The 26,546-nt window shown below is 44.3% G+C and carries 20 protein-coding genes and 2 tRNA genes; 11 read left to right on the top strand and 11 right to left on the bottom strand.

The window, feature by feature from the left end; translation table 11 throughout:
* Position 1: 1 nt before the first annotated feature.
* From FKQ60_RS08200 to hemL, 7 genes are all read right to left on the bottom strand, one after another.
* Complete coding sequence (locus FKQ60_RS08200) at positions 2 to 1,027, bottom strand: ABC transporter permease (RefSeq protein WP_154170222.1); 1,026 nt, start codon at positions 1,025 to 1,027, stop codon at positions 2 to 4.
* A 2-nt stretch (positions 1,028 to 1,029) separates the two neighbouring features.
* Positions 1,030 to 2,016 (bottom strand): ABC transporter permease, encoded by a 987-nt coding sequence (locus tag FKQ60_RS08195; RefSeq protein ID WP_004394190.1) that lies wholly within the window; start codon positions 2,014 to 2,016, stop codon positions 1,030 to 1,032.
* A gap of 220 nt (positions 2,017 to 2,236) precedes the next feature.
* Complete coding sequence (locus tag FKQ60_RS08190; protein WP_004394189.1) at positions 2,237 to 3,907, bottom strand: ABC transporter substrate-binding protein; 1,671 nt, start codon at positions 3,905 to 3,907, stop codon at positions 2,237 to 2,239.
* Between the two features lie 748 nt (positions 3,908 to 4,655).
* Positions 4,656 to 7,994 carry a response regulator gene (locus FKQ60_RS08185; protein WP_249374283.1) on the bottom strand — a complete coding sequence of 1,113 codons (3,339 nt, stop codon included), beginning with the start codon at positions 7,992 to 7,994 and terminating at the stop codon, positions 4,656 to 4,658.
* A gap of 255 nt (positions 7,995 to 8,249) precedes the next feature.
* Positions 8,250 to 9,272: a 16S rRNA (guanine(1207)-N(2))-methyltransferase RsmC gene (gene rsmC, locus FKQ60_RS08180; protein WP_170906287.1), complete on the bottom strand. Its 1,023-nt coding sequence runs from the start codon at positions 9,270 to 9,272 to the stop codon at positions 8,250 to 8,252.
* 65 nt (positions 9,273 to 9,337) lie between these two features.
* On the bottom strand, positions 9,338 to 10,423 hold the full coding sequence (locus FKQ60_RS08175; protein ID WP_170906286.1) for an AI-2E family transporter: 1,086 nt from the start codon (positions 10,421 to 10,423) through the stop codon (positions 9,338 to 9,340).
* 441 nt (positions 10,424 to 10,864) lie between these two features.
* Positions 10,865 to 12,157, bottom strand: a complete 1,293-nt coding sequence (gene hemL, locus FKQ60_RS08170; RefSeq protein WP_154170226.1) for a glutamate-1-semialdehyde 2,1-aminomutase — start codon at positions 12,155 to 12,157, stop codon at positions 10,865 to 10,867.
* Between the two features lie 588 nt (positions 12,158 to 12,745).
* Between hemL and erpA the strand changes: the two genes are divergently transcribed.
* Positions 12,746 to 13,087 carry an iron-sulfur cluster insertion protein ErpA gene (erpA, locus tag FKQ60_RS08165; protein WP_170906312.1) on the top strand — a complete coding sequence of 114 codons (342 nt, stop codon included), beginning with the start codon at positions 12,746 to 12,748 and terminating at the stop codon, positions 13,085 to 13,087.
* Positions 13,088 to 13,158: 71 nt separating this feature from the next.
* On the opposite strand, the gene FKQ60_RS08160 is transcribed toward erpA, so the two are convergent.
* Complete coding sequence (locus FKQ60_RS08160; protein ID WP_158138855.1) at positions 13,159 to 14,451, bottom strand: peptidoglycan DD-metalloendopeptidase family protein; 1,293 nt, start codon at positions 14,449 to 14,451, stop codon at positions 13,159 to 13,161.
* Positions 14,452 to 14,581: 130 nt separating this feature from the next.
* Between FKQ60_RS08160 and tyrS the strand changes: the two genes are divergently transcribed.
* Entirely contained in the window at positions 14,582 to 15,772 is a 1,191-nt protein-coding gene (tyrS, locus tag FKQ60_RS08155; RefSeq protein ID WP_004394176.1) for a tyrosine--tRNA ligase, read from the top strand.
* A 108-nt stretch (positions 15,773 to 15,880) separates the two neighbouring features.
* Here the strand turns inward: tyrS and dacB are convergent, their stop codons facing one another.
* Both dacB and FKQ60_RS08145 read right to left on the bottom strand, forming a co-directional pair.
* Positions 15,881 to 17,311, bottom strand: coding sequence for a serine-type D-Ala-D-Ala carboxypeptidase (gene dacB, locus FKQ60_RS08150; protein ID WP_170906285.1), 1,431 nt, complete (start codon positions 17,309 to 17,311; stop codon positions 15,881 to 15,883).
* 115 nt (positions 17,312 to 17,426) lie between these two features.
* On the bottom strand, positions 17,427 to 18,410 hold the full coding sequence (locus FKQ60_RS08145; protein WP_170906284.1) for a porin: 984 nt from the start codon (positions 18,408 to 18,410) through the stop codon (positions 17,427 to 17,429).
* A 565-nt stretch (positions 18,411 to 18,975) separates the two neighbouring features.
* Between FKQ60_RS08145 and greA the strand changes: the two genes are divergently transcribed.
* Complete coding sequence (gene greA / locus FKQ60_RS08140) at positions 18,976 to 19,449, top strand: transcription elongation factor GreA (RefSeq protein WP_004394173.1); 474 nt, start codon at positions 18,976 to 18,978, stop codon at positions 19,447 to 19,449.
* Positions 19,450 to 19,600: 151 nt separating this feature from the next.
* On the opposite strand, the gene yhbY is transcribed toward greA, so the two are convergent.
* Positions 19,601 to 19,897, bottom strand: coding sequence for a ribosome assembly RNA-binding protein YhbY (gene yhbY / locus FKQ60_RS08135; protein WP_040903858.1), 297 nt, complete (start codon positions 19,895 to 19,897; stop codon positions 19,601 to 19,603).
* Positions 19,898 to 20,015: 118 nt separating this feature from the next.
* Between yhbY and rlmE the strand changes: the two genes are divergently transcribed.
* From rlmE to rimP, 8 genes are all read left to right on the top strand, one after another.
* On the top strand, positions 20,016 to 20,645 hold the full coding sequence (gene rlmE, locus FKQ60_RS08130) for a 23S rRNA (uridine(2552)-2'-O)-methyltransferase RlmE (RefSeq protein WP_004394171.1): 630 nt from the start codon (positions 20,016 to 20,018) through the stop codon (positions 20,643 to 20,645).
* 98 nt (positions 20,646 to 20,743) lie between these two features.
* Complete coding sequence (gene ftsH, locus FKQ60_RS08125) at positions 20,744 to 22,681, top strand: ATP-dependent zinc metalloprotease FtsH (protein WP_115152520.1); 1,938 nt, start codon at positions 20,744 to 20,746, stop codon at positions 22,679 to 22,681.
* Between the two features lie 174 nt (positions 22,682 to 22,855).
* Positions 22,856 to 23,692: a dihydropteroate synthase gene (gene folP, locus FKQ60_RS08120; protein ID WP_154170236.1), complete on the top strand. Its 837-nt coding sequence runs from the start codon at positions 22,856 to 22,858 to the stop codon at positions 23,690 to 23,692.
* 9 nt (positions 23,693 to 23,701) lie between these two features.
* A complete protein-coding gene (glmM, locus tag FKQ60_RS08115; RefSeq protein WP_154170238.1) occupies positions 23,702 to 25,042 on the top strand; it encodes a phosphoglucosamine mutase in 1,341 nt (446 codons plus the stop codon).
* Between the two features lie 256 nt (positions 25,043 to 25,298).
* Entirely contained in the window at positions 25,299 to 25,634 is a 336-nt protein-coding gene (secG, locus tag FKQ60_RS08110; protein ID WP_040903793.1) for a preprotein translocase subunit SecG, read from the top strand.
* A 26-nt stretch (positions 25,635 to 25,660) separates the two neighbouring features.
* Positions 25,661 to 25,744: transfer RNA gene (locus FKQ60_RS08105), tRNA-Leu, on the top strand.
* A gap of 55 nt (positions 25,745 to 25,799) precedes the next feature.
* A tRNA-Met gene (locus FKQ60_RS08100) sits at positions 25,800 to 25,876 on the top strand.
* Between the two features lie 206 nt (positions 25,877 to 26,082).
* Positions 26,083 to 26,538, top strand: a complete 456-nt coding sequence (gene rimP, locus FKQ60_RS08095) for a ribosome maturation factor RimP (RefSeq protein WP_004394162.1) — start codon at positions 26,083 to 26,085, stop codon at positions 26,536 to 26,538.
* Positions 26,539 to 26,546 lie beyond the last annotated feature (8 nt).

The raw sequence follows: 26,546 nt of genomic DNA, 5'->3' as shown, positions 1-26,546 counted from the left end.
ATTATTTGTCTCCGCTCCAAATGGCTTGTTGAGGTTGCATGGCTGGTTTACGCTCTTTCTGTTCTTGCTTGGCAAGCTTCTTCCAACGTTTCATGCCTTTGTGAGAACGCAATTGTGGGTTTGCTATCTCATCAACCGCAAAGTTAAGCAACGCTAAGCCAGTCACCAATAAGGTTAAAGAAAGGCAAGGAGCTAACAGTTCCCACCACGCGCCAATTAACATCGAGGAGGAGGTTTGTACGTTATAGAGCATGATGCCCCAGCTGATGGTGTTTGGATCGCCTAAACCGAGAAAGGAGATGGTGGCTTCCATCATAATCGCGTACATCACCGAGCCGATAAAACTTGCCCCAACAATCGAAATCAGGTTAGGAAGAATTTCGACAAAAATGATCCGCCAAGAAGACTCACCAAGCACTTCTGCGGCTTTGACAAACTCTTTTTCACGCAGTGCCATGGTTTGTGCTCGCACGACTCGAGCGCCCCAAGCCCAGGAGGTACAACCGATTATCAGTGCGATGGTCAGTGGCCCAGCTTGACCAATGAAGGCGGCGACCACAAACAGTAAGGGATATTGGGGAATTACCAACATGATGTTCATCGCAGCGGTAAGAAAATCATCGATTTTTCCACCAAAGTAACCCGCTGAGACGCCAATAATGGTCGCTAAAAAGCATACGGTGATTCCAGCGCCAAAACCAACCGCCAGTGATACTCTTGCTCCATAGGCCACTTGAGCCCACACATCTCGTCCCATACGGGTAGTGCCGAGCACATGGTTCTCTTTTTTGGACATCGCCAAAGTTCGACGATCGTTGCCCAGATTAGTCGCTATCCAACCGTCTGGATTAGCTTTTGCGGCTTTGACGATAAAGCTTGGGTATTCATGTGGATTTCCCGTCCGTTTATCGGGTGCATGTTGAGTAATTAACGGCGCAAAAACGGCCATCAGTAAGAACAGGCTAAGAATGATCACTCCGAGCATTGCCATTCTATTACCCCGAAGAAGTTTCACGAGTGCTTGCATAATTATTTACCTCCCCGGCGTAAACGCGGGTCGAGCACAACATAAAGCATGTCGGCGAGTAAGTTAAAGAACAGCATAAAGAGCGTCATGATGATCAATTGGCCTTGCAAAACCTGGTAATCTCGCGCGGTGATCGCGTTGAACAAAACCGTACCAAGGCCGGGGTAGTTGAAGATAATCTCAATAATTAATTGACCACCTATCGCCATGCCGAGTGACATTGAAAGAGCGGTGACGCTGGGTAATAGTGCATTACGAGCGGCGTAGTTAAAAACGACTCGGTTTTCACTGAGTCCTTTGCCTTTCGCCATCGTGATGTAATCTTCAGCCAACAAGTTAATCATGTTGTTGCGCATGTTGACTAAGAAGCCACCTATTTGCACGATTGAGGCACAAAGCAAAGGCAGTACAGCGTGAAATCCTACGTTTTTAATAAAAGCCCAGCTTGTCCAATCTGGAATGGTACCTGGTGTGTAAGCGTAACCAGTTGGAAACCATCTTAAGCCGATAGCAAAGGTGTACATGGCGAGCATGGCAATAACCACTTGGGGAACCGCTTGAATCACCAGCATCCCAGGGGTCACAAAAGAGTCGTAGTAACTGCCTCGTTTCCAAGCAGCAAAGATGCCGAGGATAGAGCCAATCGAAAATGAAATAATCACCGCTGTGCCAGCAAGGAATAGTGACCAACCAAAAGCACCCGCTAAAAGCTCATTAACACTTAATGGATAGAATTTGATCGATGTCCCGAGTTCCCAACTGAGGATGCTTTTCATATAAGTAAAATATTGAACCCAAATCGGTCCATCAACAAAGCCAAGCAGTTGTCTCATGGCTTCAATTCGTTCTGGTGTCACTTGTGCGGTTGCGTGTGCGAACATCATGGTCACCGGATCTCCGGGCATGGCTCGCGGTATAATAAAATTGAGGGTTGCTGCAACCAGCAACGCCGCAAAATAAAATGACAAACGTCTTAAAAAATATCCCATAACTTACCCCTTACTCACCCAGTCATCCTGATAACCCCGTGCTATTTGAAGTTGCGGTAATGTTGGCTAGCTGCAACTCCAAGCCGTTTGGTTATATTATTCAGGTCGCTCACAGAAAGTTGAGAGCGAGAAATCCCCTGACGACACGCGCCATACTTATCATTAATAAGAGAGGGGATTTTCAAGAGCGGCGCAACGAATGCGCCGCAGCAATCAACGTTTACTTAACGGGTTTTAAATCCAGTACATGTAGTAAACGCTCTGGGATACCAGCCCAAATACTTGGACGGCCTTTTGGATTTTCTTCGTTCCACCAGCCAGTAAAGCGCGTGGTGTTATATTGGTACATCCAAGCACCAGACAAAACAGGAGCGGTGACTTGATTTTCAGCGATGATCTTTTGGATCTTGTGAGCAATGGCTAGCTGTTCATTACGGTCTGCGGTTTTGTAGAAGCTATTTAGAAGACGGTCAAGCTCTTCATTTTTGAAGAAATGCATGGCAAAACGCGGCATTCCATCACCAGACTGTAGCGCTGAGTTATAACCACTATTCCAATAAGTGTAAGGATCGGCACCATGGAAGTAGTTGGTATAAGCGACATCGTAGTTACCTTCGAGCATGGCTTGGTTATAAACTGCAAACTCAGGCGTACGTGCTCGAGCTCTAATGCCCACTTCTTGTAACTGTTCAACGGCTAGCTGAACGGTGTTATTAAAATCGGTCCAGCCATTAGGCGATTGAATTAACAACTCAAAGGTTTTACCTGATGGTGTTTCGACAAAACCATTACCATTAATATCTTTAAAGCCAGCTTTGGCGAGTAGCGCTTTGGCACCTTCGACATTGTAGGTATTGAAGCCTTTATACTTATCGTGTACCGCTTTATCTGACCATGCTTCAAACGCGTAGCCAAGACCAGAAGCAAAATCATTGACCGTACCACCACCATAGAAGGCGATATCAATGATGGTTTGACGATCCAGTGCCATTGAGAAGGCGCGACGGAAATCAACGTTAGTCAGTGCTTCTTTTTTCGCAGGATCGGCGTTTTTGAAGTTAATCATAAACGCTTGTGTTCCTGCCGCTGGATACCAGTAGTGGTGATTTGGATTGGCCGCCGCGTAAGTACGATCGATATCGGGAACAAATGAGGATGTCCAGTCAAGCTCAGAGTTAATAATTTGTCCCAATAATTGGTCGTTATTGGCAATTTGTGGCACGCGTAAACAATCGACTTTTAAGCTTGCTGCGTCCCAGTAATTCGGGTTGCGGCACTGGATGTAAAGTTGTGGAGTAAAGGTATCAATTTCGGTAAATGGACCAGTACCAACCGGGTTTTGGTTAGTGAATGTCGTTGGCTCTTTGACATCTTTCCAGATATGTTGAGCAACAATCGGTACTTGAGCAATTTCATAAGGAACGTTGGAGTTAGCTTCACTCAAACGAAAACGCACTTTGTAGTCATTAATCTTCTCAACGCTGGTGACCCACTTATTGATACCGCGTTGATCTAGTTCAGGTTTTTCTTTCACTAGATTGAATGAGAAGATGACGTCGTTCGCGCTAAAGCCCTTACCATCTGACCATTTGACGCCTTTACGAATATCGAAAGTGACACTCATTAAATCGTCAGACATGGAGAAGTTTTCGGCTAAACGCATAACGGGAGTATTACCGTGCATTTCATTAAAAATGACCAATGGTTCATAAATGAAGTCAGTGGTTGTTCTTAAATTCGTGGCAAGGTAAGGGTTAAAGTTGCGCACCATGGTTGGGTAAAAATCGGGTACGATGGTCAACTCACTGCGTGCAAACGCTGGAGTTGACACGGTTGCGGCTGCAGTAATTACGGCAGCGGCTAGGGCAGTTTTTTTTATATTGGCAAGCATAGCTGTTCCTTACTATTTGCTTTCATTTCACATACGGATATGAATAGGGTTTGAATGTCATCATCGGATTAACACTCGGCAATGACCCACCTCATGATGTTCATTAAGTCAAAGCTCAATGGCATGAGTGGCCTGTAGGTCGTTGACAGAGGTAAGGAAACACCTTACAAGGAAAATTATCAATTCTAATTCCCGTTAAAAACGTCAAAATACTCTTACTTGACGTCAGTTTTGTTAAAATGAATCTAATTGCCTCATGAGTGTTGAAATAGTAAACAGTGATTCACTTCGCAAATGAGTCAATCATGCCGCCAATTTGTAAGTGGTTACTATCTTTCATTACCTTTATATATATAGCATCATCTGGTTTTTTTATTTACTGAGACCTTGCTCACTGGTGTTAAAAATAGAAATTTCACTTCATAAATTAAATCTGGCAAATTGTTGTGATTATCTTCGCAAACTTGACTTATTAGCCAGTTAAACAAGGTGCAACACTGAATTGGTTGCCGATTTAACGGAAAAATTATAGGTATAGAGAGATAAATCAGAGGGTTGTTTTGATAAGAAAATCAACGAACGTTAGCTTGATGATGATTGAGTTGGTGGCCATTAGTCGGGGGATTGCGGTCATCATACTGTAGATACCAATGAGTGGTTGAGAATTCAAACAAGCCTATTTAAATAGGCTTGTTTGATAAAGGGCCGTGATTGTTGAGACATCAAATATTAGCCAGTGCAGTAGCGCTTACTCGCTCGTTAACAATTGCTGTAATTTATCTCGTTGTACTTCGATGTAGGTTCGCTCTGGGCCTTGCTCCTGACAGTGTTCCAATATGTAGTCAAGAGAGTTCAGCACCGTGCGCCAGCGAGGCGTTTTGGGTAGCGTTTCAATACGTAAGTACTTATCCAACGTTCGAGTTTGCAAAGTACTACGATCTAAATAGACGCGCCATAATCCACTTTGTTCAGCAAAAGTAAACTTACTTTGTCCTGTGACTTTTTCCCAGTAGTCGAGAGCGCTCGTCATCGCATCAACCAACACGGCGCGCATTAACGCCTGTTTTGATGGGGTTTCTCCGGCCACTTTTTCTGCGATGCGAGTAAATTCACCTCCTAGCTCTTTTAACTGCTGAAGTTTGTCTTTATCACCAGCAAAAGCATAGCTTGATAACGCGTCGACGGCGGTTTCCAGTTGATGGATACGATTGGCGTTAAGATTTCCACCGACATTAAAAATGTACATCGTTTTAAAACTGCTTCCTTCCGGTAAGCGAAGCACATCAGCGGAGAGGTGTTGTCTGACATCATCGATATAAATATCGATGTTCCCGCAATAATGCTCTTGCTCAACCAGTAAATATTTAGGGGCAATCAACTCTTCGGCGTTAGAGCGTTTGAGTTGATCTTGGCTGCGTTTAAATAGCTTACAGGCCGCCTCATTGGCAAAGCGGATTTTATTGTCTTCTCGTAAACACAAAATCGCTTCTGGCGCTGAATCCAGTTGCTCTAATAGTCGGCCTTGAGTTTCGAGTAAACTGGCTTCGACCATCGCTCGTTGTTTGAGCTCTTTTTGAAGTTGAGCATTTTCAATACGGCGTTGCTCTGCTTTACTGGCGCTTAAGTGAGCTTTAATTCGAGCGGCGAGTTCTTGTTTATTAAAAGGTTTTGATAAATAGTCATTGGCGCCAGCGGCAAAGCCTCTGATCCGATCATCACTTTGGGTTAATGCGGTTAGCATTATAATGGGTAGTTGCGCATGATCGTACTGCTCTCTTAATTGCTCACAGACCTGATAACCACTCATGCCGGGCATCATCACATCGAGCAGTAACAGTTCAGGTTTCTCTTTGGCAATCGCTTCGATAACCTCATGGCCATCAAGTGCTGTTCGGACACGATAGCCCTCTAGACGTAAAAAACTGTCTAATACACGCAGGTTAACCGGCTCATCATCGGCAATCAGCAGTAGAGGACCTTGTGGGTTTTCTGGTTGTTGCGGTTGAGTGAGATCGTCAATCGAGGATAATTCCGGTGCTTGAAAATGAGCAATTTGACTGCGCTGCGCTTGAGCGATTTGTTGTGAAGTCGCGAGTGGCAGCGTAAAACTAAAGGTGGTGCCGACCATCGGCTGGCTACTGACGTACAAGGAGCCTTGCATTAATTCAATTAATTGGCGGCTAATCGTCAATCCTAAACCAGCACCTTGACGATAACGGCTGCTATCGTGCCCGGCTTGAATGAGCGGTTCAAAAATATGTTCTAATTGCTCAGCAGGAATGCCTTGTCCAGTATCGACCACTTGGACTCTAACTTGATGCTCCATTGGGGTAGCTGAAATAACAATTTTTCCTTCAGAGGTATATTTAATCGCATTACCAATCAGGTTATACAGTACCTGTTCAAGTCGCTGAGCATCAGCCGATACCCATAATGGCTGATCGGCAATTTGGTTAATAATTCGTAGCGTTTTTTTTCCCAGTAAATGGTGAGACAGCTCAAGTACCATTCTGGTCGCATTGGAGAGATTAACGGCTTGAGTTTCGATATCGAGATGACCATAACGCATCTTGTGATAATCGAGTAAATCATCAACAAGATTGGCAAGACGTTGACCGCTACTGATAATAATGTCGAGTTGATAGCGGTGGGCTGCGCTGATTGGCCCATTCGCACCGGAAGTCAAAGCTTCAGCAATGCCTATCATGCCGTGTAATGGAGTACGTAGCTCATGTGATGTGGTCGCTAAAAACTCATCTTTAAGTTTGTTGGCTAATTGCAGTTCATCATTTTGTTTACGAATCAGCTGGATATTATCTTCTAACTCAATATTTTGTGATTTGATCAGTTGGATTTTTTCACGGATCGAGCGTTGCATTCTTTCAAAACTAACTGCCAAACGGCCAATTTCATCACGCCGTTGAGTATGAATGATCGGTTGATCCAAATCACCGGCGGAGACGCGTTCTGCTGCCCAAGTGAGTTTGAGTAAAGGGAGAGTAATAAAGTTAGAGAGATAGTGAGAAGCGATGACTACTAAGATGATCGCCGTTAACATCGCGAAAATAAATAATTTTTCCAGTTGTCTTACTCGGGCAAAGGCTTCTTTTTCAGGGAGTTCGACAACTAAAGCCCAATTGAGATTTTGCAAATGAATCGGCGCATAAGCGGCAATCTGTTTTTCACCGAGCGTATTCTCATAGGTTGTGACCGAGCGCGAGCCATTGAGTGCCAACTGAATCACTTCACTGCTGGTATCCACATCGGCTTGTTGATAAGCCAGCGTGCGAGAACGGTGATCTTGGCCAACCAATAACGTCCTTTTGGCTGAGTCTTGATTATGATCGGCAATTAATTTGGTGATGCCATTATTCGGCAGACGGAACATGGCATAACTGTGAAGATAGCCTTGTTGAATAATTGGGGCGCCCATCCAAGCATATTGGCGTCCATTGTATTCAGCAAAATCAGACACAATGACAGGGGTATAGTCTTCATTGACCTTACGTTGCTCAGTCACTTGCTGTTCCAGTTGTTGGAAGGTTCGTCCGAGAGGTGAGTTCTGCGGATTATCGCTGAGTAGATTCGTGCCATAATACGCATGCTTGAAAATTGAATAGACCACATTACCCTGTAGATCGACGATCAGAATATCGTCAAAGTCAGACCGTTTCAGTAGCTCTAGATAACTTGCATGGTAACGTTTGTGCAGTAGACGATAACGTTCACTACCTGCGTAACTACTTGATTTAGGTAAAATAGAGGTTCTGATTTGATCGCCAGAACCGGGGATATAGCGTTGTTGAGCGTGCAGACGCGCTTGCTCAATATTTTCCCCTAATCGTTGAAAGGCATTAACCAAACCGTAAAAACGTCCACCGCTGGCATAGGCAAGTTCTGAACGAACAAATCCCATCACTTCAGACTCTTTGGCGCTGAGATAATCGATAATTTGTTGCTGCTTGGTATCTCGTACAGAAATGAGATGTGAGGTACTTTGTTCTTGTAAGTCTTTACTGTGTGAATGAAGAAAGAACAAGGCTGTTACCGTTAGCGGAGTGAGGCTGACTGCCAGAAACGCTAACATCAGAGTGTTTTGTAGACGTTTAAATTTATGTTGTCGATGAAACTTAAATCTAAACAAAGGGTTATTTGTCATAGTGCTCACAGTCAACAAAGCCTTAGTGAGAAAATTGAATAAAGTGACGTGTATGAAATAACGAAATTAACGTGTTTTTTTACTTTGACAAGTAAGTTGACAGTAAACCGTGTCGGTGGGCGCAATTTTTTGATGTTACTTCCGTAAATTGTCGTTAAAAACGGCAATTTACGGACGGTAAGCTTATTTTTGGGCGTGATAAATTGAGAATTTACCCGTCTTATTTAGCGTCACACAATTACCGAATGCTTGTTCTATTAATGGTGGGTATTTGAGGAAATTATTAGCAACGACAAACAGTTGACCAGACGCGGTCAAATGATTGGGGGCTTGCTGTAATAAGGTTTCCGTTGCTCGATAGCTGGTGTCTAGCCCTGAATGAAAGGGTGGATTAGTGACAATCGATTGATAATCTTGGTCAGTATCTGAATAAACATCGGAAGCAAAGACTCGTCCCGTTAGGCCATTCGCCGCTAATGTCGCTTGGCTGGAGTGAATTGCGAGGGCGCTGATATCACACATTTCGAGTTGAATCTCTGGATTAAGTATACTCATCACACAGCCCAAAACGCCAGCACCGCAACCAAAATCAAGTACTTTGCCTTGCAGGGAGGGCAAGCTATCAAGCAGAAGTTGACTGCCTAAATCGAATTCACCGTGGCTAAATACGCCTGGTAGGCTGCGGATAGTCAGTGTGTGTTGCTGGTAATGAACGGTATAAGATTTAAACCAATCTTCTAAATCAAAAGCAGCAACAGGTTGTGTACATTGTCCCCAATAGAATGAGCAACGACGAGCAGAATCGTATTTTTTTATCGTGCCATAAGGGGCAAACAGTTTTTCGACGGCTTTTATTCCTGAGCGGTTTTCTCCCACGACGATGACTTCACACTGTGCAGGCAGTTTAGCCAACAACATGGCGAGTAAAAATTGCGCTTCCAGTTTTGCTTTTGGCCAATAAATCAGCAACAAGTCAGCCGTAATGTCGGCAGTCAACTCTGCGCCAAAATAACTTTTCACGGCAGAAGAGGTCTGTAATTGACGATAATAGCCATAGTGGGTAGTAAAAACGGTCACTGCGTCGCAGTGTTTGCTTAACTCGATGGGAAAGCTATCTTCCACCTCCCCGGCAACCAAGACTTTTTTGCCTGCGAAATAAGCGAATTGACGCTGCGTGATCTGACTTGGGGCTGTGTAATGTGACATAAAAAACTCGTGGTGAACGGCAAAGAGCGCAATTTTCGCATAATCAGCGCTTGGCTTGAAGCGCTTTAGCGGCGGTCTTTTTGATTTAAAAAGCTCGCAAATTCTTCTTCATAGAGGTTAAACAGGACAATAGTAATCGCAAAAATCAGTGGTCCGTAGATAAGTCCTATCAAACCAAAGAGCTGGATCCCTCCCAATAGTGAGAAGAAGATCATTAAGGTATTCATGCCTGCGCTGCCTTGCATCAGCAGGGGACGCAATAAGTTATCAATCGAACCAACAATGGCAATACTCCAGATTAATAAGAACAATGCCCAAGCGGTATCACCAATAATAAACAAATAGAGAGTAGCTGGGATCCAAATTAAGGCGGTGCCAATTAAAGGAATAAAAGAGGCGAAGCCCATCATGGTCCCCCAAAACAGTCCGGGTAAGCCAACGATCCACATTGCAAATCCGCCCGCTACGCCTTGGGCTATGGCAGTAAGAAATGACCCCATGATAGCGGATTTCGATACCTGCTGGATTTCATGCAGTAATTTGTCTTCTTGGCTACGGGATAACGGCAAGATGTGTCGCAGTACATTAATGATCTTATCGTGATCGCGGAGCAGGAAAAACAGCACAAACAGCATTAAGAAAAAGTTCATGACTAAATGCGTGACATCACCAACGATTTTGGCGCTAATGGCCACCAGACTGCTGCCGAAAGAAGTGGCGAATTGAGCGGTTTTTTGGGCGATTTGCTGAGGTGTTACTTCATGAAAGGGGAGATATTGGTTGGTAAACGTAAGTGTTTTAATGATCAAAGGGTGACTAAGCGCCGTTTGAATGCCACCTTCATTCCCCCAATGATAGAGCGTTTGTGCAAAGCGAGCACCTTGTTGGACGATGGCTGAAAAAACCAATATCGACGGTATCACAATAATAAACGTCAAAATAATACACGAGAGTAGGGCAGTAAGATTTTTTTTCTGAGCTAGACGATATTCTAAGCGTTGATGAATCGGGAAAATCAATAGCGATAGAATAAATGCCATCATGATCGCATTACTATAAGGTTCAATCAGTTGATAACAGCTGAATACGGCGATGCATAATGCGCCAATCAAGACCCAATGGTTGACGGTAAGTCTAGTTTTATCGGACACGCTAGTGGCCCCTTTCTACTGGTTGATTTTCTATGTCAGGATGTCGGATATCAGTGAGCGATGGAAAGAATCATTAGAACCATTATCTATTTACTAACACCATCGTCACAAACAGATAAATGACATAGAGTGAGTTTCGATTTCGTTGTGACACTGTCTATAATGGCTTGGATTGCGTATTTGGGCAATGGGAGAGATAAAAATGGGTTGTTGTGAAAAGAAATCTTGCTGCGCGACGAAAACCTCATGGGTTCAACGTATACCTTGGACGATGATTTTGCTTGCTTCACTTGCCATATTAGTGATGTTTTTTTGGCACTAATGGCAGTAGACGTTGTGGGTTTTCTGCCTACATAGTAGGGGTGTTGAATATTCGCAATCAATGGCATGGCGAAAAATCAATACCCCTCAGTTCAATAAGTTAAATCCGATATATGTTAATTACCCTTCTTGAGCTAACTGAGCGAAGCTGCGGTCAGCGGCTTCTAAAGTAGCTTCTATTTCTCGGCTACCGTGGGCTAAAGAGGTAAAGCAAGCTTCAAATGCTGATGGCGCAAGATAAACACCGTATCCTAACATTAAGTGGAAGAAGCGTTTGAAACGTTCAATATCGCATTTTGCTACCTCTTCGTAGCAGGTTACGCTGGGTTGGTCGGTAAAGAAGAAGCCGAACATGCCACCGACCTGATTAACGACCAATGGAATAGCGTGCTTATCGGCGAGCTGTTTAAAGCCATCGGCCAGTTGTTTGGTTTTAGCGGCTAAATTTTTCTCATTACCTTCTTGTCTTAATAGCGACAGACAAGCGTAACCCGCTGCCATGGCAATCGGATTGCCTGAAAGCGTACCTGCTTGATAGACGGGGCCTGTTGGAGCAATGTATTGCATGATTTCTTTACGACCACCAAAAGCTCCCACAGGCATTCCTCCGCCAATCACTTTACCTAAAGTGGTTAAGTCGGGGTGGATATTGTAGTGAGCTTGTGCTCCTCCAAGGGCAACGCGAAAGCCAGTCATTACTTCATCAAAAATCAATAACGCGCCTTCTTGATCACAGATTTCACGTAAACCTTCATGGAAGCCAGCTACTGGAGGAATGCAGTTCATATTCCCCGCGACTGGCTCAACGATAATACAGGCAATTTCACCAGGATGCGCCGCGAACAGCTCACGTACGGATTGTAAATCATTAAAGCGGGCAGTGAGTGTGTGTTTAGCGAAATCAGCGGGAACGCCTGGTGAGCTCGGTTGGCCGAGGGTTAAGGCTCCTGAACCGGCTTTGACTAATAGGCTATCGGCATGGCCGTGGTAACAGCCTTCGAACTTTAGGATTTTATCCCGTCCGGTATAACCGCGAGCTAAACGAATGGCACTCATGGTTGCTTCTGTGCCAGAACTGACCATGCGCAACTGTTCCATGGAAGGGACCAGTTCAGAGACCAATTCTGCCATAGTGATTTCCATTTCCGTCGGCGCGCCAAAGCTGAGACCTCGCTGAGCGGCATGGATCACGGCATCGCGGATCACGGTATGATTATGACCAAGGATCATTGGGCCCCATGAGCCAACATAATCAATGTAGGCTTTACCATCGGCATCAAAAATCAGTGCGCCATCAGCACGGTCGATAAAAATGGGTGAGCCACCTACACCGCTAAAAGCGCGCACCGGAGAATTAACGCCGCCTGGGATTTTGATTTGCGCCTTTTGATACAGATCTTCTGATTTGGTCATTGAGAATTCCTCTTAATATTGGTTAGGGCATGTAGACCTTTGTCGCTGAGGATATGTTTACCCTAAAAGCGATGATAAAGCGTAATCCTCTCGTCGCGATATCAGCCAGTTTATACTTTGCCCACGGCAAACTATGGCTGCGTTGGCGGTATTTGTGTCGCTCAATCTCGCTATATTCATGGGAATAAAACGGCTTATCATCCAGCGGCAACGCTTCGTTTTTTGATCGCTCTATCGAATAAACGTTGACGTTGAAAGATTAATCTACCCTAAGATTCATTGCGTGGAGCATTGTACGCTGCTCAGTGATGAGACGAAATCTTTTCCCTCAATTTATAACATTTATCGGTCTACTCAGTGCAAAATGGTGGCATTGCTGATAAAAATCATTACTCTTGCACGGCGATAGATGCTTATCGTTTTTTCCCTGAATGCCTACGATTTGGTGGAAGAGGAATGACTGGAGTGGTGAGATTGTTCGGCTAATACTTGAACGAAACAGTCAGGTATTAGATAATCATCAGATTAGAAAAAATAAACATGCTCATCAACAAGTAATGAGTATTGACACCAATGAGAGAGGTCGTCGTGAGCGAAGTCAATGTACCCTTAACTTTTTCTGATGCCGCTGCAACGCGAGTACGCACATTAATTGAAGAAGAAGAAAATCCCCAGTTGAAATTGCGTGTTTATATTACTGGTGGCGGCTGTAGCGGTTTTCAATATGGTTTTACGTTTGACGAAAGTGTTAACGAGGGGGATACCACCATCGAAAATAGTGGCGTTACTTTAGTGGTTGACCCAATGAGTTTACAGTATTTGATTGGCGGTGTGGTGGATTATATCGATGGGTTAGACGGCTCGCGCTTTTTCATTAATAACCCTAATGCGACAACGACCTGTGGTTGTGGGGCGTCATTTAGCGTTTAAAATCTATCTGTGTTAGAGAACCATCCAGATTAAAAAGCCCTTATGATATCAATAAGGGCTTTTTTGTAGGGTTAAGGAGTTGCGTAGAGTAATTGCCCATAACGCGATAAGGTATCAAGGCGAATTTTAGCATTAGCTAAAAATGTTGCTTTTGCTTGTCCGGTCAAGGATTTTGATTGAGGAAGATCGACGGTGCGTGGATCTTTATGAACGCCATTAACCAGAAATTCGTAGTGTAAATGAGGGCCTGTGACTCGTCCGGTTCCACCTAATGTACCAATCACTTGACCTTGCCGAACCCGCTCTCCGGTCTTCACTGTGCGTCGAGTTAGGTGGAGGTATTTGGTTAAATAGGTATTACTGTGGCGAATAAAGACATAATGACCATTAAATTGGTTATAGCTAGAGCGTTCAACCACGCCGTCACCAGCGGCCCAAATTGGGGTGCCTACAGGCGCAACGTAGTCTGTACCTCGATGTGCCCTTAGTTGGCCTGTAACTGGATGAAGGCGGCGAGGGTTGAAGTTTGATGATACGCGCCGAAAATCCAGCGGTGCACGTAGAAACGCTTTTTTCATTGCTCGGCCAGTTTCATCGTAATACTGCCCAGTATGATCATCCAAAATGGCCGTAAAGGTTGTGCCTTGGTTAGTAAATTGAGTGGCGATGATTCGCCCTCGCCCCACGACTTCACCTTCGACTATTTTCTCTTCAAACAGTAAGCGAAAATGATCTCCTGAGCGAATATCTAACGCAAAATCGATATCCCAACCAAAAATGCCCGCTAATTCCATAATTTGGTTAGCTGTTAAGCCCGCTCCTCTTGCCGCATTCCAAAAGTTTGAGGTGATTTCCGCTTGAGCGTAATTGTATTGATAAAAAACCTCTTTCTTATCAAACCGAGCAGAAAAACCAGAATCGGTGCGCGTGATATCAAAAGTTTCATAAGGCGTAATACGCCGTTTAAGTTGAATCAATTGGTTATTGTCATCAAACCCAAATTGCAACTCATCACCGGGACGTAAACGACTCAATTGCTGGTTGATTTGTGGATCACTGGACGTTAATTCATGCAATAAGCGAGCGGAGAGGCCAAGACGTTGAAAAAGAAGTGCTGCACTTTCTCCCGAATTCACTTTATGCGTTTCCCAGCGGAGTAAAGCGGAAGGCAATACCGTACTACCTGGAGCTAATGCTTCCCGGTCAATAGTCAAAGGATAGTGACGACCAATTTGGAGTCGCTCTGGGTGGTTTCTTAATGCTTCCTGATCCGGGAGGAAAAATAACGCGATAACAATCACCGCACTAAAAAAGGCAATACATGCCTGATGCACCCAGGGAAGACGAGCAAAAATCGCTAGCATACTCGTGTTCGTTCAATCATTCGTGAATAAAATCGTTATTTGGTTAGTCTAACTGGTTTCAAAAGGCATCGCTATTCAAGTAAGATGTCAAACTATTAAATTTTTGCCAAATCTGTGGGAGTGAACAAGAATGGCGAGTATTGAAGCGGCGTTAGCTGAGATTAAGCGTGGTGTTGAAGAGTTAATTCCAGAAGAGGAATTAATCGCAAAACTGAAAGAAGGTCGTCCTTTGCGGATTAAGCTTGGGGCAGATCCAACGGCACCAGATATTCATTTAGGTCATACGGTGATCTTAAACAAGCTGCGCACTTTCCAAGATTTAGGCCATGATGTTACTTTCTTGATTGGTGACTTTACGGGAATGGTCGGTGACCCAACCGGTAAAAATACCACTCGTCCGCCGTTGACGCGCGAAGATGTTCTACGTAACGCGGAGACTTATAAGCAGCAAGTGTTTAAGATCCTTGATCCGGCAAAAACGAAAATTCAGTTTAACTCTGAATGGCTGTCTGAGCTCGGTGCTGAAGGGATGATCCGACTTGCCGCTAACCAAACTGTAGCGCGAATGTTGGAACGGGATGATTTTAAAAAGCGCTACACAGGCGGTCAACCGATTGCCATTCATGAGTTTATGTACCCTTTACTGCAAGGTTATGATTCCGTTGCGATGGAAACCGATGTTGAATTAGGGGGCACGGATCAGAAGTTTAATTTGCTGATGGGACGAGAGCTGCAAAAATCACATGGTCAGAAGCCTCAAGTAGTATTGATGATGCCACTACTGGTTGGCTTAGATGGCGAAAAGAAAATGTCTAAGTCCGCGCACAACTATATTGGGGTAAGCGAAGCGCCAAGCGAAATGTTTGGTAAGATCATGTCAATCTCTGACGATTTGATGTGGAGTTATTATGAATTGTTGTCTTTCCGTCCTTTAGCGGAAGTCGAGCAATTTAAAGCCGATGTGGCAAACGGTGCTAACCCAAGAGACGTTAAAATTCTACTGGCTAAAGAGATCATCGCTCGTTTCCATTCACAAGCGGACGCTGATGCGGCAGAACAAGAATTCATTAATCGTTTTCAAAAAGGTGCTCTACCTGATGAAATGCCAGAGTTTACCTTTGCTCAAGGAATCGCGATTGCTAACTTACTCAAAGAGGCTGGGCTGGTGGGCTCAACTTCGGATGCGATGCGTATGGTGAAACAAGGCGCGGCTAAGCAAGACGGTGAAAAGCTCGATGATGCGAAGTGCATTCCAGCGGTCGGAACTTATGTCTATCAAGTTGGTAAACGTAAGTTCGCACGAGTAACCATTGAGTCATGATTTGTAATGCTCTACCGAGGGTAGTTAAACCGTGATGTGGTAAAGTGACAAGCTTATCCCCAAGAAATAAAAACCAATAAACAAAAAGCGCCGTTAGGCGCTTTTTGTTTATTGGTCGTGAGCCATGTTAATCACATCTTGATAGAAACGTAGCTCAAATTGGGTAATGGGTGGTTCTATCGGTAAGTGAGCATTGGCAGTGGATGGGAAATAATCCGTCACGTACTGAATAAATAGGCTTAGTGGTTTACCTTGCTCATTGATAACAAAACCCGCCATGTTATGTGTGCCGTATAACGAGCCACTTTTGGCGATAAGCTGACCTCGTACGCTACTATGACGCATACTACGACGATAGAGTAAAGTTCCACTCTCTCCGGCTGTTGGTAGCAAGTTCAATAACGATAATTGCTGATCGTGAGCAGCCAAATAGGCAAGGATCTGACGCATCGACTCTAGGCGTAAGCGATTATTACGTGATAACCCAGAACCATCGACTAACTGAGCATCTTGCAAGTCAATTCCGGTGTTGGCAAAGATAATTTGTTTCATGGCTTCAGTGCCATTAGCAAAGTTTCCGGGCTGCAAGAAAAAGTGCTGGCCTAAGGTTTTGGTGAGAGAGTCAGCAATCAAGTTATCCGAGTCTTGCAGCATGATTTTGAGCAGTTCAGGCAGTGCTGCCGAGCGATGTATCGCAATACTCGCCATAGTCTGTATTTCTGGAGGCTGACCGATTTTTATATCGCCTTCTAAATGGATGCCAAGTTGTCGTAGCAGTTGATGAATGACGCGTTGAGCGTAGAGTTCAGGATTTTGTACGGCAAAGCGAAGCGGTAGTGGTTGCTCACGTTCCGCTAAACAGCCTGATAGTTGATAGTGATTGTTAGGCGTGGCGATTAACTCTAAATCACAATGTAAGCTTTGCTGCAGAGCTTGAGAGACCGTTTTAGCCTCACTACTGACATGAACCGGGTAATGAGGGGGAACATAAACTCGAGTAGAACCGTTATCTTGGGTATAAATCGACGCTTGAATACAGTTGCCATCAAGATTAACCGCGCTGACCGGAGCGCTATAACACACGCCAAGACTATCCCAAGGCCAGCCTACTGCTCGTTGATAACCACTGAATTGACTGATGTCGAGCCAGATATCTCCGCTAATCTTGCGACCGTGTTTAGAGCGATATTGACTGAATAATTGACGTAAGTTGGCGGTAGTCAAAGTTGGGTCGCCAGAAAAAATCAAGGCCAGCTGATTGTTATCAGCACGTAACTCGGTGGTAAAACGAAATTGCTCACCGAGTTCGAGTTGGCTCGCCAAGGCCGTAATGATTTTTAAGGTGCTGGCAGGCGGGAAATACCCATCGGTGTATTGGTTAACGGTTTGCTGTTCATTGAGTAGTTGGCTGACTAAACCGCTGCGAGTGCCCGTTGGCAGTTGTGCTTTTGCTTGCTCAAAATCGGCCCAAACGGGGAGCACGATAAACAGGTAAGACAACATAAAAATAGAGGAAAGACGGCGCCATAGACAATGCATAAACAATCGACAATCAATCAAACAGGAAGGCAAGTATAACCAGAGAATAAAACGCCTGCTAGTGCGCAGGCGTTTGGAGTGTTAATTAAGCATGATGATGCGTAATTAAGACGACTTAGAAGTCGTAACGTAGACCGAGAGCTAGCTCATCTTCAGCTTTCATCTTACCTACTTTATCTGAATCTAGCAGGTTAAAGTTGTATGAGATGTAAGAACGGAAGTTAGGCTTGAAGAAGTAAGTTGCATCGATAGCAATGCTGTCAGCTAAGTCTTCTTTAACGCCTGCTTCTTTAGATTTTAAGTAGTTGTAAGAAGTCGTAAATACAGTTTGTTGCATAGTGTATTTAGCGGCTAGCTCATAACCAGTAAAGTCTTCTTTATCTGCACCACTCTTATCTTGGCCATCAACATAAGTACCAGCAAAGTACAAATCGTTGATCGCGTAAGAGGCGGCTAGCATCCACTGATCAGCTTTGTCTTGATCGGCGTAACCAGCACCAACAGCAAAGCCAGTGTCAGCAAATGCATAAATTGCAGAGAGTGAGTAACCATCTTGGTTATTGTCACCAAAATTTACCCCTTCTACACGGTCAGCAAAACGGTAGCTCGCTTTTACTGCAAGATCATCAAATTGACCTGCGTAAGTCAGCATGTTGTCAGCACGGTCAGCAACGGTCAGTTTATAAGCCGCTTTGTTACCATGGTAAGCCATGATATCGGTAAAGTCAGTGATCACACCTAGTGCGCCGTCATTTTTACCGTAAGTCACTAGACCAAAATCACCGCCGATACCAGCAAAAGCGTAACGGTTAGTTAGGCTGTTGCTGTTACTATCAACATCTCCGCCTTTATCGGCTGTAGTGAATTCACCTTCGTAGAAGCCAAGGCCATACAGGCTGTCATTGATTTGAGTTTTACCTAATACATTGATACGTACACGTGAAGCATCTTCTGCTTTACCATCTTTTAGAGATAGACGTGCTTCAGCGCGGCCACCTAGCGCAAGCGAAGTTCCATCTTGGTTGTAAATTTCACCAGCATTAACACCAGCGGTCATTGCAGCAGCTGAAACTGCTAGAGCAATCAGAGTTTTGTTCATTTTATTAAGTCCTAATTTACTGTCCATAAATTGTTATCGGCGACATAACAAAGTTTGAAAGCGATGGTTCAAATCATTGATATGTGCAACGAACAACCAATGTCCCCACTCGTGCAACCTCTAAAGAAGTGACCCTCAGGTGGAACATTCGACCTATTCGTGTCTACCTTTGTAACTGCAAAGTTCCATTATCCGTTAGTAAAATGATATAAATTTCAGTTATGAACAGTGTTTTATTGCGATGTAAAAAATATCAAACCTTTGATTTTAATTTGCTTTTTAGGTTTCTGTCCGCTGGTCTGACCGTTGTTTCTAAGTGGGTTATTTAGATTTTTTTAGTCATTTTGAATGTTTTTTCGACAGGTGAGTGTGTGGGATGGATCACATTAAATTTACCTCATCGTGCTCAATCTCAATTTCTGATCGCAATGATTGAATTTGGATGATTTCGTCGCCATGTTTGTTTACACTGAGAATCATGCATTCAAAAATGACTACCTGACCCCCTTATCGGGTTGGGTAGTTTTGTATTGTCCAAAGATAATTTTGGCATAGAGGTAATAATATGGAAAAAGTTCCAATGACCGTACGCGGTGAAAAATTGCTGCGTGATGAACTTGAGCGACTACTTAAGCTGCGTCCAAAAATCACTCAAGCGATCGCTGAAGCTCGTGAATTAGGTGATTTAAAAGAGAATGCCGAATATCATGCCGCTCGAGAAGAGCAAGGGATCTGCGAAGCTCAGATTCGCGATATCGAATATAAATTATCGGTAGCTCAAGTGATTGATATCGCAAAGATAGAAAACACAGGAAAAGTGATTTTTGGTTCGACAGTGAGCTTGATTGATGTCGATACTGATGAAGAGAAGCGTTATCAAATCGTGGGTGATGATGAAGCGGAAATCAAAGCAGGACGTATTTCAGTCAGTTCACCGATTGCTCGTGGGTTAATTGGTAAAATGGAAGGTGATGAAGTCACCATCTCGACCCCAGGCGGTGATAAAGTCTTTGAAATAGACAAGGTTGATTATCTGTAAATCGAGCTGAGGCACTATTGAGATTAACCGTCGAGAGGTGTTTCGTAGTGTGTACCGAGTGTTTAACAGAAACAACAATAAAAAGGTCGCCCAAGGCGACCTTTTTATAAGCTTAAGTAGCGAGGCTCGCATACTTAGCGAACGGAGCAATTTATTTGCGGGGTAATTCGATTTTACGCTGCTCAGATGGGCGGTAAAGGACCAAGGTTTTACCAATGACTTGGACTTTTTCTGCACCCGTTTCACGAACGATCGCATCAACAATCAATAGTTTCGTTTCACGGTCTTCTGATACTACCTTGACTTTAATGAGTTCATGATAGTTAAGCGCAATTTCGATTTCTGCCAAAACAGCTTCGGTGAGGCCATTGGCACCCATCAATACTACTGGGTTTAAGTGGTGAGCCAATCCTTTCAGGTGCTGCTTTTGTTTGTTGCTTAGATTCATTACGCGACCAAATTTATTAATATTAGGGTTGAAAACCACCATTTTAGCGCCATCTACTCAGGAAGACTATATTTTCTACAAGACTTTCTCGAATAGAAGCACCTTAGTTAGGTATCGAATGAGTAAACAGAAACATTCCGCGAGTTCTTCTCGTTGGTTGAAAGAGCATTTTGATGACATCTATGTTCATGAAGCAAAAAAGAAAGGTTATCGTTCACGTGCGATTTTTAAGCTAAAAGAGATCCAAAGTAAGGATAAGTTACTGCGTACTGGTATGACTGTCGTTGATTTAGGGGCTGCGCCCGGTGGCTGGTCACAATATGCGGCTAGTATTGTTGGCGATACAGGACAGGTCATTGCTTGTGACATTTTGCCGATGGATTCGATTGCCGGTGTCTCTTTTTTACAAGGTGACTTCCGAGAAGAGAGCGTTCTGGCTGCATTAATCGAACGTATTCAACCAGATATGGTTGATGTGGTGATGTCTGATATGGCCCCTAATATGGCCGGAAATAATTCAGTGGATCAACCAAGAGCGATGTATCTGGTCGAATTAGCATTAGATATGTGTCGACAAGTTCTTATCCCTAATGGTAGTTTTGTGGTCAAAGTGTTCCAGGGCGAAGGTTTTGATCATTATGTCCAAGAGGTACGTAGTATGTTCAAGGCGGTCAAAATTCGTAAACCAGATTCTTCAAGAGCACGCTCTCGAGAGGTTTATGTTGTTGCCACTGGTTACAAAGGTTAACTATTTGCCTTTATCGGTGAGAGTTAACACTATAGCTACAGCCTACAAACTGTAGTACCCTACCTTTAATTACAACTAGTTATCGCGAGGCTTGCACCTTGAGTGACATGGCAAAAAATCTAATACTATGGCTGGTTATCGCCGTTGTGCTGATGTCGGTTTTCCAGAGCTTTGGCCCTGGTGACAGCAGCGGAAGAACAGTGGACTACACCACATTCGTACAAGAAGTTGGTCAAGGCCAAATTCAGGAAGCTCAATTCAAGAACAGCGAAATTACCTTTACTCGCCGTGGTAGTAACAGTCGATTTGTTACTTACATGCCGGTATATGATCAAAAGCTGCTTGATGATCTGATTAATCAAAACGTAAGAGTACAAGGAACACCACCAGAAGAACAAAGTCTGCTTGGAACCATCTTTATCTCTTGGTTCCCAATGATATTGCTGATTGGGGTGTGGATTTTCTTTATGCGTCAAATGCAGGGCGGCGGTGGCAAAGGCGCCATGTCCTTCGGCAAAAGTAAAGCTCGGATGATGAGTGAAGAGCAGATTAAAACGAATTTTACTGACGTTGCTGGCTGTGATGAAGCGAAAGAAGACGTCAAAGAATTGGTTGATTATCTGCGCGATCCTAGTCGATTCCAGAAGTTGGGTGGTAAAATCCCAACGGGTGTGTTGATGGTTGGTCCCCCTGGTACGGGTAAAACCTTGCTGGCTAAAGCAATTGCTGGTGAAGCCAAGGTGCCTTTTTTCACTATCTCTGGTTCTGACTTCGTTGAAATGTTTGTCGGTGTTGGTGCGTCGCGCGTGCGCGACATGTTTGAGCAAGCCAAAAAAGCCTCGCCTTGTATCATTTTTATCGATGAAATTGATGCGGTCGGTCGTCAGCGTGGTGCTGGTGTCGGCGGTGGTCACGATGAACGTGAACAAACCTTAAACCAAATGTTGGTTGAGATGGACGGTTTTGAAGGTAACGAAGGCGTTATCGTTATTGCCGCGACTAACCGTCCTGATGTATTGGACCCTGCATTATTACGTCCAGGCCGTTTCGACCGCCAAGTTGTCGTTGGTTTACCTGATGTTCGTGGTCGTGAGCAAATCTTAAAAGTTCACATGCGTAAAGTCCCATTAGCGAATGATGTGCAACCGTCGTTGATTGCTCGTGGTACACCGGGCTTCTCGGGGGCAGATTTAGCCAACCTCGTCAATGAAGCGGCACTATTTGCGGCTCGTGGTAATAAACGCAATGTGTCTATGGTTGAGTTTGAACTGGCTAAAGACAAAATCATGATGGGTGCAGAGCGCCGCTCAATGGTGATGTCTGAAGAGACGAAAGCATCAACGGCTTATCACGAGGCTGGCCACGCGATTGTTGGGCGTTTAGTCCCTGAACATGATCCGGTGTACAAAGTTTCTATTATCCCTCGCGGAAGAGCGTTGGGTGTGACTATGTACTTACCAGAACAAGATCGTGTCAGCATGTCTAAGCAACATCTAGAATCGATGATATCCAGTCTTTATGGCGGCCGTCTTGCTGAAGAGCTGATTTATGGTGCTGATAACGTTTCTACTGGAGCTTCGAATGACATTGAGCGAGCCACAGCGATTGCTCGCAAGATGGTCACTCAATGGGGTTTTTCAGAGAAACTCGGTCCTCTTCTCTATGCAGAAGATGAAGGTGAAGTATTCTTAGGTCGTAGTGTGACACAAACTAAGCATGTTTCTGAAGATACTGCCAAGCTGATTGATGATGAAGTTCGTAAGATCATTGACCGTAACTATGATCGTGCCCGTGAGATCCTTGAGAAAAACATGGATATCATGCACGCGATGAAAGATGCACTGATGAAATATGAAACCATCGATGCAGGACAGATTGATGATTTGATGGCTCGTAAATCGGAGATTCGTGAACCTGCTGGTTGGGCCGATCAGGCCGCTAGAGCCACTCAAGATAATGTTGAGCCAGAGTCTACCGCTTCTGCAGAATCTGATGTGGAAACTCCACCAGCTTCAGAACACAAAGATAAAGATTAACGTTTTATCTGATAATCAAACCCCGACTTGTTCGGGGTTTTTTACTTACTGGTGAACACGTTTTGGATTGCCATTTCGGTGAATAAGTTATTTATCGATTTGCTATAACTCTTGAGCTTAGTGAGTGATAGGGGTAACGTATTCTTTGTTAATCCATTCTATATTCAGAGGCTTATGAAAATTCAAACCACAACCAAACAGCTTCAGCTTGACCAGCCTCAAGTGATGGGAATACTGAATACGACCCCAGACTCTTTTTCTGACGGTGGTCAATACACCACTGTACAGCGTGCACTTTTACGAGCCAAACAGATGATTGATGCCGGAGTCAGCATTATTGATATCGGTGGTGAATCGACACGTCCGGGGGCGCCAGAGGTATCGCTCGCCGAAGAGCTTGGACGAGTGATCCCGGTTATTCAGGCTATCCGCGATCATTATCCTGAAATTTGGATATCGATTGATACCAGTAAAGCGGAAGTTATGCGTCAGGCGGTACAAGCGGGCGCTGATTTAATTAATGATGTACGAGCGTTACAAGAGCCGGGGGCTTTGCAAGCCGCCGCCGATGCCCAAGTGCCAGTGTGTATTATGCATATGAAAGGCCAGCCAAGAACGATGCAAATCGCTCCTGAATATGATGATATTTTAAAAGAGGTGGATGAATTTTTAGTCGAGCGTATTGCCGCATGTGAGAAAGCGGGGATCCTACGCCAGAATATTATTCTGGATCCTGGATTTGGTTTTGGTAAATCACTGGAACACAATTATCATCTGTTAGCGAACTTAGAGGTATTTCACCATTTTGGTTTGCCTTTACTGGCTGGAATGTCTCGTAAATCAATGTTGTTTAAACCATTAGGTAAAAAGCCGGCACAATGCATGGTGGCGAGCGTGACGAGCGCAACATTAGCGGCTTTAAAAGGTGCGCAGATTCTTCGCGTACATGATGTTGAACAAACCGTAGAAGCATTGACGATCATACAAATGATGCAGCGTCATAAACATTAAGGAAGTATTATGTCTAACACTAGACGTTATTTTGGCACCGATGGTATTCGAGGCCGAGTTGGTGAGTATCCAATCACGCCTGATTTTGTTTTAAAACTTGGTTGGGCTGCGGGGCGCGTGTTGGCTCAGCAAGGCACCAAAAAAGTGATTATCGGTAAAGACACGCGAATTTCAGGTTATATGCTGGAGTCTGCATTAGAAGCTGGTCTAGCTGCTGCCGGGTTAAAAGCGATTTTCACTGGGCCAATGCCGACGCCTGCCGTTGCTTATCTTACCCAAACTTTTCGCGCCGAAGCGGGGATTGTGATTTCTGCATCGCATAACCCTTATTATGACAATGGCATCAAATTCTTCTCTTCTGCTGGGACTAAATTACCCGATGAACTGGAATTGGCTATCGAGGCTGAATTAGATAAACCGATTGAATGTGTTGAATCGGCTGAGTTGGGTAAAGCGACTCGTTTGGTCGATGCTGCTGGCCGTTATATCGAATTTTGCAAAAGTACTTTTCCTTCCACACTTAGTCTATCTGGTTTAAAAATCGTGGTCGATTGCGCTCATGGGGCAACCTACCATATCGCCCCTAATGTTTTTAAAGAGCTAGGTGCAGAAGTAGTCTCCATCGGCACTGAGCCGAATGGTTTAAACATCAACGATCAGGTGGGTGCGACCGATGTTCGTGCCTTGCAACAGAAAGTGGTGGCTGAGCAAGCCGATTTAGGGCTGGCTTTTGATGGTGATGGTGATCGAATCATCATGGTTGATCATTTGGGGCATAAAATCGATGGCGATCAGATAGCTTATATCATTGCTCGTGATGCTCTGCGCCGAGGTGAGCTGAAAGGTGGGGTGGTTGGCACCCTGATGACGAATTTAGGCATGGAAAATGGCTTAAAGCAGCTAGGTATTCCATTTGTCCGCGCAGCGGTCGGTGATCGCTATGTAATGGAAAAACTGCTCGAAAAAGGGTGGAAAATTGGTGCTGAAAATTCAGGGCATGTGATTTTACTCGACAAAGTCACGACTGGAGATGCCATTGTTGCCGCGTTACAAGTATTAGCCTCGGTTATTGACAGTAATTTGTCTTTATATGAATTATCGCAAGGTATGACTCTCTATCCACAAGTGTTAGAAAATGTTCGCTTTAGTGGGCAAACCAAACCTCTTGAATCGACAGCGGTATTGGCGGCGGTAAAGCAGGTTGAATCTCAGCTCGGTGATAAAGGACGGGTACTGTTACGTGCGTCGGGCACCGAGCCACTTATTCGAGTGATGGTAGAGGGCGAAGATGCCCAGTTAGTACAAGCATCAGCGTTAGAGATTGCGGCGGCGGTCAAAGCCAATTGCTAAGTTTTTAGCGTCTTTTTCTCTATTTTTTAATGGCGACCAATGTTAATAAATAGAGAGAATAGCGTTATCAATACCGATTGTTGAGCCTTTTTTGACCGTTTGATTGATAAAAAAGACTTTTTTGCTAAATACCTCTTGTCAGCGAAACGGGCATTCGTTAGTATTGCGTCCGCCCTCGATGAGGAGGTCGCTAGCCTTGTTTAAGTCGCATGATTGAACGGCGCTGGCTCAACAATTTGGAACATAGGTGGAAGCAATGTTTACAGTTCTACTTGTGATTTACCTGTTGGCAGCGGTTGGTATTATCGGCCTAGTGTTGATTCAACAAGGTAAAGGCGCAGATATGGGAGCCTCATTCGGTGCCGGTGCTTCAAACACAGTGTTTGGTGCTGGTGGCTCAGGTAACTTTTTAACCCGAATGACTGCAGTTTTTGCAACCGCATTTTTTGTTATTAGCTTGGTGTTAGGTAATATGTCTACACACAAAACCGAATCACAATGGGTTGACCCGTTACAAGGTCATGTGGTCGAGCAAGCTGATAACTCAGTGAGTGATATTCCAGCCCCTAAAGGCGATGAGATTCCTCGCTAAACTTATCAAAAGATAAGTCAGGTTATGCCGAGATGGTGAAATTGGTAGACACACTAGCATGAGGTGCTAGCGCCTATGGTGTGAGGGTTCGAGTCCCTCTCTCGGCACCATTATTTACAAACTTGTAAATCACCTTGTAGCGCGTATAATTGCTTACAAGTCGGACGCGGGGTGGAGCAGCTTGGTAGCTCGTCGGGCTCATAACCCGAAGGTCGTCGGTTCAAATCCGGCCCCCGCAACCATTTACCTAAGTGGTAAATTGATGCAAGTTTGGCAGTGTTAACCTCACTGCAGTTGAGAATAATTTCTCAATTTATCAGGGTCCAGCAACAAAAAACCCCGACTTTCGGGGTTTTTTGTTATCTGAATTTCATCATGAAAATTTCAGGTGCTTGCTTGGAATTTAAATTGGGCTCTATGCCCTTTTTTTGTTTCTGGAGTGGTTTAAATGACTGGTTTAGAAAGACAACTTACTGAAATGCTTGAAGCGCCAGTAGCGGCAACAGGTTATGAATTAGTTGGATTAGAATTTGTGCGTGCTGGTGAACATTCAACACTACGTATCTATATTGATCATGAAAATGGCATCACCGTTGATGCTTGTGCTGAAGTTAGTCACCAAGTCAGTGCGGTACTGGACGTTGAAGACCCGATCACGGTCGCTTACAACTTAGAAGTATCCTCGCCTGGTTTGGAAAGACCACTCTTTAAAGCAGCACATTACGAGCAGTTTATAGGTCACGAGGTCAGCATTGTCTTAAAAATGGCTGTTGCTAATCGCCGTAAATGGAAAGGTATTATCCATGCGGTTGAAGGCGAAACGGTCACCGTTATTGCTGATGGGCAAGAAGAATATTTCGCCCTAAGTAATATTGCCAAAGCTAACCTGATCCCTAAATTTTAGTTCTCCTA

The sequence above is a fragment of the Vibrio sp. A11 genome, from assembly GCF_013048705.1.
Taxonomy (GTDB): domain Bacteria; phylum Pseudomonadota; class Gammaproteobacteria; order Enterobacterales; family Vibrionaceae; genus Vibrio; species Vibrio metschnikovii.
The sequence above is the reverse complement of the archived record's forward strand: the minus strand, read 5'-3'. Positions and strand labels throughout refer to the sequence as shown.